The sequence below is a fragment of the uncultured Bifidobacterium sp. genome (assembly GCF_963540075.1).
In the GTDB taxonomy this organism is placed as follows: domain Bacteria; phylum Actinomycetota; class Actinomycetes; order Actinomycetales; family Bifidobacteriaceae; genus Bifidobacterium.
In genome coordinates this window covers 1-15,742 of record NZ_CAUTOG010000036.1, presented here as the reverse complement: position 1 = coordinate 15,742, position 15,742 = coordinate 1, and the positions used below count along the sequence as shown (strand labels likewise).

The 15,742-nt window shown below is 68.3% G+C and carries 10 protein-coding genes and 1 pseudogene; 5 read left to right on the top strand and 6 right to left on the bottom strand.

Going from position 1 to position 15,742, the window contains the following annotated elements; all coding sequences use genetic code 11:
• Together RWX87_RS05285 and RWX87_RS05280 are read left to right on the top strand one after the other, a co-directional pair.
• Positions 1-757: glutamate ligase domain-containing protein (locus RWX87_RS05285; protein ID WP_314688312.1), on the top strand; the 757-nt coding region annotated here is incomplete at its 5' end.
• A 131-nt stretch (positions 758-888) separates the two neighbouring features.
• Positions 889-1,899, top strand: coding sequence for a GNAT family N-acetyltransferase (locus tag RWX87_RS05280; RefSeq protein WP_314688308.1), 1,011 nt, complete (start codon positions 889-891; stop codon positions 1,897-1,899).
• Between the two features lie 68 nt (positions 1,900-1,967).
• Here the strand turns inward: RWX87_RS05280 and RWX87_RS05275 are convergent, their stop codons facing one another.
• A complete protein-coding gene (locus tag RWX87_RS05275) occupies positions 1,968-3,206 on the bottom strand; it encodes a DegT/DnrJ/EryC1/StrS family aminotransferase (RefSeq protein WP_314688306.1) in 1,239 nt (412 codons plus the stop codon).
• 124 nt (positions 3,207-3,330) lie between these two features.
• On the opposite strand from RWX87_RS05275, the gene RWX87_RS05270 reads away from it, so the two are divergent.
• On the top strand, positions 3,331-4,581 hold the full coding sequence (locus RWX87_RS05270; protein ID WP_314688304.1) for a hypothetical protein: 1,251 nt from the start codon (positions 3,331-3,333) through the stop codon (positions 4,579-4,581).
• Here the strand turns inward: RWX87_RS05270 and RWX87_RS05265 are convergent.
• Entirely contained in the window at positions 4,551-8,453 is a 3,903-nt protein-coding gene (locus tag RWX87_RS05265; RefSeq protein ID WP_314688303.1) for an AAA family ATPase, read from the bottom strand. The genes RWX87_RS05270 and RWX87_RS05265 overlap by 31 nt on opposite strands.
• A gap of 45 nt (positions 8,454-8,498) precedes the next feature.
• Positions 8,499-9,890, bottom strand: a pseudogene (locus RWX87_RS05260) (bifunctional folylpolyglutamate synthase/dihydrofolate synthase); the annotation flags it as partial.
• A gap of 351 nt (positions 9,891-10,241) precedes the next feature.
• On the opposite strand from RWX87_RS05260, the gene RWX87_RS05255 reads away from it, so the two are divergent.
• Together RWX87_RS05255 and RWX87_RS05250 are read left to right on the top strand one after the other, a co-directional pair.
• Positions 10,242-11,843, top strand: a complete 1,602-nt coding sequence (locus tag RWX87_RS05255) for an aminopeptidase P family protein (RefSeq protein WP_314688301.1) — start codon at positions 10,242-10,244, stop codon at positions 11,841-11,843.
• Complete coding sequence (locus tag RWX87_RS05250) at positions 11,840-12,355, top strand: NUDIX domain-containing protein (RefSeq protein WP_314688299.1); 516 nt, start codon at positions 11,840-11,842, stop codon at positions 12,353-12,355. Before RWX87_RS05255 ends, RWX87_RS05250 begins: the two co-directional genes overlap by 4 nt.
• A gap of 132 nt (positions 12,356-12,487) precedes the next feature.
• Here RWX87_RS05250 and RWX87_RS05245 read toward each other — a convergent pair whose 3' ends face one another.
• From RWX87_RS05245 to RWX87_RS05235, 3 genes are all read right to left on the bottom strand, one after another.
• Positions 12,488-14,287, bottom strand: coding sequence for an ABC transporter ATP-binding protein (locus RWX87_RS05245; protein ID WP_314688296.1), 1,800 nt, complete (start codon positions 14,285-14,287; stop codon positions 12,488-12,490).
• Complete coding sequence (locus tag RWX87_RS05240; RefSeq protein ID WP_314688293.1) at positions 14,287-15,489, bottom strand: ABC transporter permease; 1,203 nt, start codon at positions 15,487-15,489, stop codon at positions 14,287-14,289. Before RWX87_RS05240 ends, RWX87_RS05245 begins: the two co-directional genes overlap by 1 nt.
• Position 15,490: 1 nt before the next feature.
• Positions 15,491-15,742, bottom strand: a 252-nt coding sequence (locus RWX87_RS05235; protein ID WP_314688290.1) for an ABC transporter permease subunit, incomplete at its 5' end; no start/stop codon positions are given.

The following is a 15,742-nucleotide window of genomic DNA, read 5'->3' as shown; positions in this document are numbered from 1 at the left end:
CCTGCACGACCACGACCACCACACCCCCGCCGACACCACCACCACACCCCTCGACGACGACGGCTGCCACATGGCCTTCGGCGAGGGCCGGACCCTCGACCTGTATCCCGCCATGCCCGGGAACGTCAACGCCCTCAACGCCGCGGCCGCCCTGTCCCTTGCGCTGGCCGTGGGCATCCGCCAGGACGACCCGGCGCTGAGCGCGATGGAGAAGGTGAGGGTGCCCGGGCGCATGGAAAGGTTCCTCTCAGCCGACGGCATCATCGGATACGTCGACTTCGCCCATAACGGAGCCAGCACGGCGGCTCTGCTGGACTACGTGGACGAGCGTTACGGGAACCGACGGCCCCGCGTGGTGCTCGTCACCGGATCCGCCGGCAACAAGGCCATCGACCGCCGCCGCGAGATCGTCCAGGCCGCCCAGGGACGGGTGCAGTCGTACGTCTTCACTCTGGACGACCCGAATTTCGAGGACCCCAGGGCCATCGCCGAGGACATGAGATCCGAGGTCCACGACCCCGGGGCCAGGACGACCATCGTGCTGCCGCGCGAGGACGCCATCCGGGAGGGCGTGGCGGACGCCAGGCGGCACCCCGGTCTCAACGTCGTGCTCGTCATCGGCAAGGGCGAGGAGACCTGCAACATCGTCCGGGGCAGACAGGTGCCCTACGAGGGCGATGCGTCGATCCTCCGGCGGGAGCTCGATGCCGCCGGGAACCGTCCGGATCCGGATCGGCTCCGCGTGGAAGGCTCGTGAGCGGAGCCGGCAAGAGGACCTCAGGCGAAGGCCTCTGGAGTATGGTGGGCTGCGGAATTCCGGCCCCGAGGAGCCGGAGCACGCCATGGACGCGAACGGGTCGGGCGTGGTCAAGCAGGAGGAGGAACCCGGTGATCACCGTCGAACGGACCACGACCGAGGCGATAGAGCAGGAGGCGGCTCGACGGGGCGTCACCCTTCCCATCGAGCAGACCCCGACATGGATGCGCTATCAGGCGACCATCACCGACCGGAGCCCCTGGGGAGGTCTTGTCATCCGCAACGGCGACAGGACGGCGGCGGTGATGAGCCTCGTCGACTTCACCACGCACGGCTACCACTTCCTGCGCTCCTGGCATGGCCCCGTCTGGATGGACGGCAGGCCCGACGCGGAGCTTGAAGGCGGCGTCCTGCTCGCCGTGGCCCGCGAGGTGCATCGGCTGGACGGCCGGCAGGTCTTCCTGCGCTGCGGCGTCTGGCAGGAGGGCGACCGGACGCGACCGGTGCTGTCCTCGGTGCCCTACGACAGCACGGTGGTCATCGACGTGACCGGCGGGGACGACGCCATCCTCTCCCGGATGAAGCGCCGCGGCCGCCGAGACGTGCGCAAATCGCTGCGCGAATGCCCTGCGACCTGCGCGGACGAGACGACGCAGGCCATGCGGTCCTTCGCCGAGTACTACGACGTCATGGTCGAGACCGGGCGTCGGGACGGATTCGCCCCGGCGCCGATCAGCGACTATGCGGAGATGATCGAGGCCCTCGGGCCTGAGCACTGCCGGGTCTTCGCCGCGCGCGTCGACGGGCGGGTCGTCGCCTGGTCGCTGGTGACGCTGAACTCGGGGCGGGCCGTGCGCTACTACGCGGCCATGCGCACCGACGCCATGCGGATGCATGTGACCGACCGACTGCTGTACGCCGAATGCTGCGAGCTCGGACGCCAGGGAGTCACCGCCTACGACCTCATGGGCATCGGCAGCGACTTCTCCCCCACCTTGAAGGGTCTTAACGAATTCAAGACCAAGTTCACCGAGGACGTCACCGCCGTCGCCCCCGACCGGGACGTCCCTGTGCGTTCCGGCTTCTATGCGGCCCTGCGTACGGCGGGGCGGATTCGCGGCCTTCTCCGGCGTGGCCGCTAGAAGGCACCGCGGAAGGAAACGCGCAATCCGGTGGCGATAGCCCCAAGGTCACCGGTCCCCGTCCGGGGCTACCGGTTACCCGCCCCGTCCGCCACCGCACGGATCATGGCCTCCAAAGTCTCCCCGGTGACGTCGGTGGGCAGACACAGGCATCGCGCCGTCATGTCATCGCTGACCGGCACCAGGGCCCTGTCAAGCGCATCGAGACCGAAGGCCGTCGGTTCGGCGACCCCGGGAAACAGCTCGGGTCGATACCAGCGTTCCGCGTAGGCTCCTCGGGCCCTCACCGAGGCGATCAACCGCTCGGCTGACTCGGTGTCGGCGGCGAGCAGAGGGAATCGGAGCAGGGGCTGGGGCTCCCCGGCGAGAACGCCCGCGGGGACGGAGATGCCGGGGACATCCGCCAGAGCCACGCGCAGACGTCCCACCACGCCGCGTCGAACCGACTCGTTTCCGTCAAGACCGTGCAGACCCGCGCATGCGCGCTCACGCATCCACCCCGACATTCCCATCGGCGCATAGGGAAGACGCCCGCGCATCTCCGCGTCCGCGATGGGAGGTTCATACCACCCGTGCCGCGTCAGCCAGGACCGCATCCGACTCCCGAGATCCCCTGGAAGCCTGCCCAGCACCCTGTTCTCGTTCACATAGATCCGGCACACCCGATCGAGATGCCCGGAAGGGGATTTCAGACCCGTCAGGGCGCCGCGCATCGCGGCGTCGAGCCGGGGATCCCGCTCCGCCAGACGCGGATTGATCCACACCGCCCCACCGAAGCGGGTGGGAAGCATCTTCTCCACTCCGAAGGAGTGCACCGACACGTCGGCGAGGGGGCGTCCGCCCTCGTCCAGGGCCATGCGCGCGACGCAATGGGCGCAGTCCTCGACCAGCAGGGCCCCCATGCCGGACGCGGCGGATGCCAGGCGGCGAGAGGAGGGGCCGTCGATGAGGCCGAAGGTGTGCTGAAGCATGACCGCCCGGACGGGCCCATCCCCCTCCACGAGATCGGGGTCGAGGGACAGGGTCGAGGGGTCGACGTCCGCGTATCGCACCTCCAGGCCGGACGCGATGACCGGCGTCACGGCGGTGCAGCAGGTGAACAGCTGGGTGAGGACGTCGCCGTCGCCTGATCTCGTCCGCAGCGCCCGGAGCACGACCTCCATGCCGTATCGTGCCTTGAACACCGGGAACCAGTCGGACGGATCCGTCCCCGTCCTGGCGGCGAGCATCCCGGCGAGTTCTCCGAAGGAATCCGCCGACCGCCGTCCCCGAGAAACGGGTGACTCCGACTCCGAGACGTCCGGCATGGAACGCTCCTTCCCGTCCGATCCGCTCGCGGACGGAACCGCGGGGAATATCGGCCCATTGTATAATGCCCCTGTTCCCGCGGAGGGAAGGGACTCCCCCGCATCCCGAGAGAAACCGGCAGGCATGACCTCATTCCAGGCAGTGATCCTTGGTGGCGACCTTGGCGCGTATGCACTCGCGCGTGAGCTCAATGACGCATACGGCACCATACCGACCATGGTCACGGCCTTCGATCCCGCCGCCATCCGCGATTCACGGATCCTGAGAAGACATGGCTTCGAACACGCCTCCCAGGAGCGTCCCCTCGTGGACGAGCTGCTGCGCATCGGACGCGACCTCCGTGCTTCGCATCCCGACGAGCCCGTGCTTCTTCTCGCGAACACCGACTGGCGCATCCACGTTCTGGCGGCGCACCGCCGAGAGCTGGAACGTCACTTCCTTCTGCCGATCCCCCCAGTGGACGTCATCGAGCAGGTCAGCGACAAGCAGACCTTCGAAAGGCTGGCCACGGCGCAGGGCATGCCGGTCCCCCGCTCCTTCTACGTGGATTTCTCGTCGGCAGGCTCCGGAGACTGGACGCCGGCACCGCTGCCGGACGACTTCCCCTTCCCCGTGGTGGCCAAGCCCGCGGACAGCTCCCAGTACGAGAACCTCGTCTTTCCGGGCAGACAGAAGGTGTATCGCATCGACGACCGCTCCGCGCTCGACGACCTGTGGCATCGGCTGTCCGAGGCCGGATTCCGTGGCGTGTTCGTCGTCCAGGAGCTCATCGGAGGCGACGACACCGGAATGTATTCGGCGACGGCGTACGTGGACTCCACGGGAGCCGTGTCCCTGCTGTGCTCCGCGCACGTCCTGCTGGAGGAGCATCATCCGGCGACCCTCGGCAACCCCTGCGCGATGATCACCGAGGCGCACGAGGAGATTCTCACGCCCGTCCGCCGCTTCCTTGAATCCCTCCCCTACCGGGGCTTCGCCAACTTCGACGTCAAACGCGACCCGCGCACCGGGCGTTTCCTCTTCCTCGAAGTCAACCCGCGCATCGGACGCAACAGCTTTTACGTGGCCGCCGCGGGGGTCAATCCGATGGAGGCGCTCGTCTCCGACGTCGTCGAGGGAAGGCCTCTGCCGCCGGCCATCGCCCGGGGCGAGGCGCTGTACTCCATCATCCCGGACCGTCTGCTGCGTCGCTACGTGACCGACCCGGCGCTGGCGAAGCAGGTGCGTCGGCTTCAGCGCGCCGGCAGGGTCAGCCCGCAGCGCAATCCCCGGGACATGTCACCCAGACGCCGTCTGAGACTGCTGGAATCGGAACTCAACCAGTACCGGAAGTTCAACCGCTACTATCCGCGTCCCACCGACACGGGATTCTGATCCGGTCCGCTCGGCGATCTTCCTCCAGAGGAGGACCCGTCCGCCCCCGGAACATCCGCAAGGCGCTGGCTGATCACGGTCGTCACGCCGTCGGAGCGCATCGTCACGCCATAGATGTCGTCGGCGATGGACATCGTGCGCTGCTGATGGGTGATGACGATGAGCTGGGCGTGCTCCCGCAGCCGCTTCATCGCCTCGAGGAGCCTGGTGAGATTGACGTCATCGAGCGCGGCCTCCACCTCGTCCATGACGTAGAAGGGGCTCGGACGGGCCGTGAAGATGGCGAACAGCAGCGCCAGAGCGGTCAGCGAGCGCTCCCCTCCGGACAGCAGGCTGAGCTGGCGCACGCGCTTGCCGGCGGGGCTGGCCTCGACGAGGACGCCCGAGGAGAGCAGGTCGTCGGGGTCCTCGAGCCGTAGACGTCCGCGACCCCCCGGGAACAGCGTGGCGAAGACCTCCTGGAACGCCGCCGCCGTATCCTCGAACGCGGAGCGGAACACCTCGGTCATGGTGGAGTCGATGCCCTTCACCAGCTGCAGCAGGTCCCGCCGCCCCGATGCCACGTCATCGCGCTGAGAGACGAGGAAGCGATGCCTCTCCTCCAACGCGTCGTACTCCTCGGCGGCCAGTGGGTTGACCTTCCCCAGCGCCTGCAGACGACGGGCCGCCTCGTCGCGCCGCCTCTCCTGCTCGGCACGGACGTACGGCACGGTGCGGTATATGACGGACGCGTCGGAATCGTCGGGGTCGCCGTCCTCCTGAACAATGGGCACGTCGTCGGCGTCGCCTCCGGTGCGGTGGGTGACGGCCGCATCCTGCACGACGGCATCCTGCGGACCCACACCCTTCACGGCAGGGTTCTGCGCGGAGTCCCGATCCACCGTCTCCTGATGAAGCGCCGTGGGACCGAACGGGACGGGATTGCCGTCGTCGTCCAGAACGGGCACGGGCACGTTCGGTCCGTAGGCGTGGATGAGCTCGTCGAGACCCATGCCGACGTCGTCGGCCACACCGGCCGCCAGACGGTCGAGGTCCGCCGCCGCCCTCTGGACCTCCAGATCGAGCTCATGGGCGCGCATCTGCAGGCGGGTGACCTCAGGCTCGACCTTCACCCGCTCGGCTCGCAGAGCGCGAAGGCGCTCGTTGGTCCCCGCAAGCTCCTCGCGCAGTCCGTCGCGTCTGAGGGCCACGCGGTCCCGGGCCGCGTCGGCGACGGCCGCCGCATCCCGTGCCTCGACCGCAATGGCTTCGGCTCGGCGCGCACGGGACTCGGACGCCTCGTTGCGCTCGCGGATGCGGCGCCGTCTCTGCTCGGCCCTCTCCGCCTCATCGGCGAGCAGACCGGTCTGGCGAACCAGGGACTCCTGGCTTCTCCGGGCGTCCTTCCATGCCAGCGTCGCCTCCATCTCATGGTTGCGCGCGGCGGTCAGAGACTGCTCGAGGTCCCTTTCGCGATGCGCGAGCTCGTCGGGGTCGGCATCCTGGCCGGAGGGCACATTCGAGGCCTTCTCAAGAGCATGGCGCAGATCGTCCAGCCGGGAGCGATGGGACCTCTCCTCCTGAGCGGTCTGGTCTCGACGGTCGGTCACCTGCCCAAGCCGCCTGTCCACCTCCCGGGCACGATTGCGAAGGGACTCCCGCGCCCTGCGCTCCTCACGGATCCGTACGCGCACCTCCGTCAGCTCCCGCTGGCGCGCATCCACGGCCGTGCGCGCCTCGTCGCGCGCGCCGGCGAGACGTTCCGCATCCTGAGCGAGCGCGGCCGCATCCCTGCGGAAACGCGCCCCGCGACGACGGGCATGATCGCTCTGGGAGACGAGCAGAAGCTCCGAAGCGGCATCGCCCGTTCCCGCGACGATGCCGACGCGCCCGACGAGCACTCCCTCGGGCGTCACGGCGACCCGCCATCGCGAATTCCGAAGAGCCTCCTCCGCCGAACTCAGATCGTGGACCGCGGCCACATCCTTCACGATTCCGCGCACCGCATCCCGGATGCCTTCCGCCATCACCTGGTCGTCCGCCTCGGGGTCGGCGTTCACGAAGAAGGCGAGGGGGACCGTCGACGCGGAGGCGTCCGAACTCCCGCCGTCGGGGCAGGGGCGGGAATCGGCGGCGTCATCCATCCTCCCGTGGTCGCCCTCCTCGGAAGGCGACCCTCCCGCGCAGGCGGGCTCCCGCGGATGGATGACGGCGAGTCGTCCGGATTCCTCACGAAGCACGCCGGCCGCCATCGCCAGTGCATCCTTCCTGCCCGAGACGACCAGAGAGGACGACAGCGCTCCCAGGGCGCGGTCCACGGCCTTCTCCCACCCGTCGGAGACGCGGATCATGCCGGAAAGGCGCCCGCGCACGAGCGCCGCCGCCTGGGAATCGGAAAGACCGGACGAACCGCGTCCGGCGAGGGTCTCCTCCAGGGCCGCGGCCTTCGCCTCCTGCGAGATGGCGGAGGATTCGGCCTCCCTCTGGCGTCTCTGCGCCTCCGCCAGCTCCTCCTGACGTCGTGAAAGCAGCGCCCGTGCCTCCTCGAGGAGCGCCTCGGCATCGCGGAGAGCGTCCTCGGGGGTCTGCTCGGAGACGCCGAGGTCGGCATGAAGCTCGTCGCTCTGCCGCCGCAGCCGCTCATGCTGCTCCTCGAGGTCGGCGAGACGCGAGACGGCGACCTGCACGGCGGCCTCCTCGGTCGAGACGAGCCGACGCAGCTTCGTCTCGCGCCCCTCCCGGTCCTTTGCGGCCTGACGCAGCTGCGTGATCGTCTGTCGAACGGCGGCAAGTCGTCGCTCCGCCTCGGCACGAGCCTCCACGGCCCTGTCGCAGTCCAGGCGCCGCTCGGCCACCTGGCTCTCCGCGCCGGATGCCTGGGCTCCAAGCTCCTCCGCACGAGCGCGCAGAATCTCCGGATCCTCCCCCGGATGGGCGGTGATCGAGGCACGTTCGGACCGCGCCCGCTCCGTGGCGACCGAGTCCAGGGAACGCAGACGCTCCGCGATCGAGGACAGCTCATGCCACTGCTTTTCGCAGAGGGCGAGGTCGGGATCGGATCCGGTGGACCTCTCCTCGAGAGTGGCGACGGCGGCACGCAGGGAATCCAGCCGGCGCGTCCCCTCGGACAGACGCGCAGAGACGTCGCGCGCGTCGGACGCGGCCCGCTCGGCGCACCGGCGCAAGGCCGACGCGTCATCCGCCGCGATGCGCGCCTTTGCATCCCGCAGGGTCGCGGCCACCCTGTCGGCGCGCTTCGACATCCGCGCCTGGCGGCCCAGGGGCTTGAGCTGCCTGCGAATCTCCGCGATGAGGTCGTCCAGCCTGGCAAGGTTGTCCTGGGTGGCCTCCAGCTTGCGCAGCGCCCTCTCCTTGCGCCGTCGGTGCTTGAGAATGCCCGCGGCCTCCTCGATGAACGCGCGGTTCCCGGCCGGATCGGCGCGGAGAATCTCATCGAGGCGTCCCTGGCCGACGATGACATGCATGCGCTGGCCGAGACCCGTGTCGCTGAGCAGCTCCTGAACGTCGAGAAGCCGGCACTGACGGCCGTTGATGGCGTATTCCGAGCCTCCGGACCGGAACACCGTGCGGCTGATCGACACCTCGGCGTAGGGGATGTCGAGGGCATGGTCCGAATTGTCGATGGTCAGCGTCACCTGCGCCCGTCCCAGCGCGGGGCGTGACGCGGTGCCGGCGAAGATGACGTCCTCCATGGCCGTGCCGCGCAGGACGCGAGCCCCCTGCTCCCCCATCACCCACGCGAGGGCGTCGACGATGTTCGACTTGCCTGAGCCGTTGGGACCGACGACCGCCGTCAACCCCGGCCCGAAGCGCAGCGTCGTGGCCGAGGCGAAGGATTTGAAGCCTCTGAGGGTCAGCTCCTTGAGATACATATGACCGCCGGTCTAGGCCTTCGCCCGCTCGGACTTCGGCTTGGCAAGATCCGGGTCGGGCGTCTCCCTGAGCAGGGTCCGAGCGTCCCCGGCAGTGACGAAGCTGCCGCAGACGAGCACGCCATGCCCATAGCCCACGCCCAGCTCGTCCGCGGCATCGACGAGGTCCACAGCCCGCTGGATGGCGTCGGGAAGCGCATCCTCCCGCAGGACCCGATCCCGCCCGAACACGCCCACGGCGACCTTCTCGAGCTCCTCGGCGGGCATGACGCGTCCCCGCCACGAGTTCTCCGTGACCACCACCTGGCTGAGCAGTGGTTCAAGCACGCCGAGATACTCCTCGACCTGCTTGTCGCGCATCATCGCGACCACGCCGACGAGCTGCGCGAAGTCGTAGTTCTCCTCGATGGCCGCACGCAGCGATTCGGCGGCGTTGACGTTATGCCCGCCGTCGATGATGATCGTGGGCGAGGTCCGCACCTGCTCGATGCGTCCGGGCACCGTGACCGTGGACAGCGCCTGCGAGACGATGTCCGGGTCCAGCCGACCGGCCACGGGGATGACCGTTTCCGCGGCGGCGAGCGCGGCGAGCGCGTTATGCGCCTGGTGGACCCCGAACTTCGCGATGGGCGTCTCCTCGTAGGCGCCGTTCGTCGTGCGCAGCGTGGCCACCTGGCCGCCGACGGCGGGCTTGCGGGAGACCACCTCGATCTCCTCGCCGTCGCGCAGCACGGTGGCCTGCGCCTTCCGGGCGGCGTCCATGAGGATCGGCATGACCTTCTCCTCATGCGGCTGCGGTCCGATGATGGCCGTGCAGCCGGGCTTGATGATGCCCGACTTCTCGGTGGCTATCTGCTCCACCGTGTCCCCCAGCCACTGCATGTGGTCCATGTCGACGGGACCGATGACGGCCGCGTCCGCGTCAAGCACGTTCGTCGCATCCCAGCGGCCGCCCATGCCGACCTCCACGACGGCCACGTCCACCGGGGCGTCGGCGAAGCGCCAGATGGCCATGGAGGTGAGCACCTCGAAGAAGCTCATGGGCGGCTTGCCAAGCGCGGCCATGCGGGCGTCGACGAGCCCCGCGAGGCCGCGGATCTGATCCCATACGTCGATGAAGTCGTCGTCGGATAGGGATTCGCCGTCGATGGCGATGCGCTCGTTGATCCGCTCGAGATGAGGCGAGGTGTACAGTCCCGTGCGCAGCCCGTAGGCCCGGCAGATGGCCTCGGCCATGCGTGCCATGGATCCCTTGCCGTTGGTGCCGGTGATGTGGATGACGCGGAAGGAGTCCTCCGGATGCCCCAGAAGGTCGAGCATCATCGTCATGCGGTCGAGGTCGAGGTTCGTCGTGTTGTGCTCGGGCGGGCGGCTCATGATGTTCCTCACGACATCCTTCATGCTTTCGCCGTTCCTGTTGGGATGCTCGAATGACATGTGCTGGCGACGCCCCTTCGACTCGTAGGTTCCCTCCGGCCGCCACGGCGGCCGCACGCCCGACAGCGCCGGGCGCCTCCGCGCGGACGCGCCGCGCGGTCCTGCCCATTCTAGGAGGCGCCGGGGAGCATATGCGGCAGCGAGCGCCGTTTGCGCGCTGGGATGAGGTCGGTGGGCATGCCGCGACTAGGATGGGCCGCGGAACTGCAGGGTCACGGCCCGCCTCCCCCGAAGCCTACGACGGCGACGAACGCCGTGAAGGCACCGCCGCGGACGGGCCGGATCAGATCGGCCGGGGCGATGCCTTGCCAACGACGCCGACGGAAACAGCACGGAGATATCGGAGGATACATGGAGGACGTCATCACGCCGAACGACAGACGATACGAGCAGGAGGAACGCGGTCACGCCCCCGGGGACGACCAGCCGATGTCGGACCGGGTCAACAACCGCTCGCTGCGACCGGACAGCACGGCGTTCCGAGAATTCATGACCACCGGCTGGGACAACCGCGAGCCCGACGTCCGGCCGCTTCCCTCCAGCGCCTTCACGCCGAAGCGTCTGGAGGAACTGGGACGCCGCTTCCCCGGTGAACGGCTGGTGATTCCCGCCGGCCAGCCGAAGGTGCGCAACAACGACTGCGACTACGCCTTCCGCCCCGACACGGCCTTCGCCTACTACACGGGTCTCGGCCAGGACTACGAGGCCGGAGCGGTGCTCGTCCTCGACCCCGTCGACCCGGCGAGCCCCGAGGCGGCGCGTGGCGTGACCCACCGTCCGGAGCTCTTCGTCGCGCCACGCGCGGACAACAGCACCAGCGACTACTACCGCGACCCGCATTACGGCGAGTACTGGGTGGGGCCGCGCGCGGGCCTGCGCGAGCTGCAGGCGATGACGGGCATCCAGACGCATGACATAGCCCAGCTCGAGGACGCCATCGGCAAGGACGTCGGCTCCGAGGCCGGCGCCGTGCGGGTGCGGGTCATCCGCGAGACCGACCCGAAGCTGACGGACCGCGTCGAGGCCGTCCGCCAGGCCAACGGCTTCCCGGACTCGGACCATAACGAGGACGACGACGACAGGCTCCACGAGTTCGTCTCGGAGCAGCGCATGGTCAAGGACTCCTACGAGGTCGGCGAAATCCGCCGCGCCGTCGAGGCGACGAAGCACGGTTTCGACCGCGTGCTCACCCGTCTGCCCCATGTCGTCGGCAGGCCTCGCTCCGAGCGCATCCTCGAAGGGGCGTTCAACGCCGTGGCCCGCGAGGAGGGCAATGCCGTCGGATACGACACCATCATCGCCTCCGGCGCCCATGCGCCCATCCTGCACTGGATGCGCAACACCGGGGTGGTGGGAGCCGACGAGATGCTGCTCATCGACGCCGGCGTCGAGGTCGACAGCCTGTACACCGCGGACATCACGCGCACCTTCCCCGTCGGGGGCCGCTTCTCTCCTCTTCAGCGCCGGCTGTACCAGGCGGTGCTGGACTCCCAGCAGGCGGGCTTCGATGCCGCCCGTCCCGGTGCGACGTATTCCGACATCCATCATGCATGCATGCGGGTCATCGCCCAGCGGCTGCATGAGTGGGGGATTCTCCACGTGGACGTCGAGGAGGCGCTCTCCCCCGAGGGTCAGCAGCATCGTCGGTGGCTGGCGTGCGGCGTGGCCCATCACCTGGGGCTTGACGTCCACGACTGCGCGCAGGCGCGCTACGAGTCCTATCAGGGCGCGACCATCACGCCCGGCATGACCTTCACCATCGAGCCGGGGCTGTACCTCGCGCAGAACGACCTGCTGCTCCCCCCGGAGATGCGCGGCATCGGCATCCGCATCGAGGACGACGTGCTGATGACCGTCGACGGCCCGGAATGGATCTCGAAGGACATCCCCAAGCAGATCGACGACGTGGAGCGCTGGATGGCCGAGCGCGCCGCCGCGCACGAGGACGCATGACCACGCCGGCCTTCGTCCGCGAACTGCGTCGCTCCATCGGCCACTCGCCCCTGTGGCTGTCGGGCATCACCGCCTACGTCAGGGATGACGAGGGTCGCGTGCTGCTCGGGCGTCGCGCGGACACCGGCGAGTGGGCCCTTGTCTACGGCATCATCGAGCCCGGGGAGCAGCCGGCGGACACGGTCTTTCGCGAGGTGCGCGAGGAGACCGGCGTCGACGTCGAGGTCGTGGCCCTGGTGGCCGTCTCCTCGTCGTCGCGACTCGTCACCTACCCCAACGGCGATCAGGCGCGGTATCTCAACGTGAGCTTCCTGTGCCGCCCCCGGCTGGGCGGGAACAACCGGCCGTCCGTGTCCGACGACGAAAACCTTGAGGTCGGCTGGTTCCGCCAGGACTCACTGCCGAATCCGCTGGCGGGCAGCACGGCGAGGCGGATGCGCGAGGTGGAGGACTGGCTGGATCGAGCCGAAGGGCCTGATCATGATGCCAGAACCCTGTTCAGCGCCCACTGAGCATCACCTGACCCGACGCGTCCTCATATCTGGACGCCCGAGGGGATCCATGCGTGTTCCCACCATGTCTCAGGAGTCCTCCCCACCCGTGTTCCGGACGTTCGGAGGAGCGCCGGACGGGACCATGCGGGTTCAGTCGATCGGGTCCGCGGCGATGAGCTCATGCAGCCGCTCGCGATGCACGCGCTGCTCGCGTGGATCGGGCACCGGAAGGGATGCCAGGAGCCGACGGGTGTACGGATCCGAGGGATGCTCCATGATCTGCGAGGCGTCCCCGTGCTCGACGATCCGCCCGTGATGCATGACCATGATCCTGTCGGCGAGCATGTCGACGACGGCGAGGTCATGGGTGATGAACAGGCAGGCAAAGCCGATCTCCGTCTGCAGACGGGCGAAGAGCTGCAGCACCTTGGCCTGCACGGACACGTCAAGAGCGGACGTCGGCTCGTCGGCGATGAGCAGATCCGGTCTGAGGGCCAACGCACGGGCCAGGGAGGCCCTCTGGCGCTGTCCTCCCGAAAGCTCATGGGGGAAGCGGTCCATGTACGCGCGGGGCAGCTGCACCATCTCGAGCAGATCGCCCACGTACGTCCGCGCCTCCTGCACCGAAGGATAGCGGTGGTGGACGATCAGTGGTTCGGCGACGTTCTGGACGATGGTCATCAACGGGTCGAAGGAGCTGCCCGGATCCTGGAACACGAAGCCGATATGCGCCCTATGCGGCCGGAAGTCCCTCTCCCTGACGCCGTTCATCTCCACGCCCAGCACCTTCAGAGAGCCGCCGGAAACCCTCTGGAGGCCGGCGATGGCACGGCCCGTGGTGGATTTGCCGGAACCCGACTCCCCCACCAGACCGAGCACCTCGCCGTGATGGATGTCGAAGTCGACGCCGTCCACGGCGACGAAGTCGGGCTGCATAAGACGCCCGGGATAGGTGATGGTCAGACCCTTCGCGCTGACGGCCAGCGGCCTGTCCTTCCAGTCGCCTTTCCGCTCGATGCGACGCCCCTGCTCGTCGTGGACGACGATGCGCTGCCCGATGCGGGGGACCGCGGCCAGCAGCCTCTTCGTGTACTCGTCCTGCGGATGGTAGAACACCTGCTCCACGTCGCCCTGCTCGACGACATGCCCGCGATACATGACCACGACCTGGTCGGCTATGTCGGCGATGACGCCCATGTTGTGCGTGATGATCAGAACGCTGGCGCCGAACTCGTCCCTGGCCAGCCTCAGCAGGTCGAGGATCTCCGCCTGGACGGTGACGTCAAGGGCCGTGGTGGGCTCATCGGCGAGGATAAGGCCAGGGTTGAGCACCAGAGCCATCGCGATGACGATGCGCTGCTTCTGCCCCCCCGAGAACTGGTGAGGATAGTAGTCCACGCGGGTCTGAGGGTCGGGGATGCCGACCTTGCCGAGAATCTCGATGCATCGGCGTCGCAGCTCCCGGCGGTCGGTGACCCCATGCGCCCGCAATCCCTCGGCGATCTGCCAGCCGATGGTGAAGACGGGGTTGAGAACGGCTCCGGGCTCCTGGAAGACCATGGCCGCCCGATCGCCTCGCATGCGGCGCAGATCCTCGCCTTTGAGGGACAGCACGTCGACCCCCGTGCCGTCCTTCCTTCCCGCGAGATACACGGCGCCGGAGGTGGTGGCCGTCTCGGGCAGCAGCTTGATGATGGAGCGTGCGGTGACGGATTTGCCCGACCCGGACTCGCCGACCACGCCGACGACCGTCCGCCGCGGGATGGTGAAGCTCACCCCGTCGATGGCCCGGATGGACCCGGCGTCGGTGATGAACGAGACCCCCAGATCCTCGATGCGCGCAAGCTCGTCGGCGGCGAGATGCTTCGTCCCGGCGGGTCCTGTTCCAGCCGAGGAGGCGGCTTGCGGCCCGGAGGCCTCGACGGCGACGTCCATGGTCTTCGTGCTCATCAGGACTCCTTCCCGGAGATCTTCGGTGATGACGTGTCGCCGCCATCGGCATCATCTCCGGCCACGCGATGGCCGGAGAATCGCGGTTCGTCGGGTCCGGCGTCCATGACGACGGCCTCGGATCCGCTTTCCAGCCAGGCCAGAGCGCCGTTGCCGGCCGCGTTCTGCGAGGAGGGGTCAACGGAGGTGTCCTCGATCGAGCCGATGACCTCGCCGGCGGACTTCCGGGCGCGAAGCCTCGGGTCGGCGAGGTCGTTGAGGGATTCGCCCACAAGGGTGATTCCCAGGACGATGAGCACGATGGCCATGCCGGGGAACACCGATGTCCACCAGATGCCCGCGGTCACGTCGGCCACCGAACGGTTGAGGTCGTAGCCCCATTCGGCGGCGGCGGTGGGCTCGATGCCGAATCCGAGGAAGCCCAGTCCGGCAAGGGTGAGGATGGCCTCCGAGGAGTTGAGGGTGAGGATGACGGGCAGGGTGCGCGTGGAGTTGCGCAGCAGATGCGTGCTCATGATCCGCCAGGTGGAGGCGCCGACGACCTTCGCCGACTCGACGTACGCGGACTCCTTGATGCGCACCACCTCGGATCGGATTACCCGGAAGTACTGCGGAATGTATACGACCGTGATGGAGATGCCCGAGGCGAGGATGCCCCCCCACAGGCTCGACTGTCCCCCGGAGATCATGATGGCCATCAGAATCGCGAGCAGCAGGGAGGGGAAGGAGTAGATGGCGTCGGCGATGACGACGAGCACCCGGTCGATCCATCCGCCGAAGTAGCCCGAGACGAGGCCGAGGAAGACCCCGGCAAATATGGACAGCAGCACGGCCACGATGATGGCGATGACCGCGGTCCGGGCGCCCCAGACGGTGCGGCTGAACACGTCGAAGCCGCCCACGGTGGTGCCCCAGATATGCGTTGAGCTCGGCGCCGCCTGAGTCGGGAAGGACCTCCCGCCGGAATCCTTGATCTGCGAGTATCCATAGGGGGCGATGACGGGCGCGAGAATCGCCACCAGAACGAAGACGGCCGTGATGGCCAGCCCGGCGACGAGCATGCCCTTCTGCCATCCCACGGAGATGCGAAGGTCACGGATGATCGGCAGACGGGACAATGCGGAGGAACGGCGGGACGACCTGAGCGCATCGACGCGGTCGTCGCCCCCCGCCGAAGCGGGACGGGGTTCGGAGGCTGCCATGTCAGTACCTCACTCTCGGATCGATGAGCGCGCTGATCACGTCGACGATGAAGTTGACCACGGAGACGATGACGGCGATGAGGATGACGATGCCCTGGACGGCGACGAAGTCGCGCGCCTTGAGGTAGGTCGACAGCATGAATCCCAGCCCCTTCCATTCGAAGGTGGTCTCCGTGAGCACCGCGCCGGCGAGCATCATGGCGATCTGCATGCCCATCACCGTGATGATGGGGATGAGCGCCGGACGCCAGGC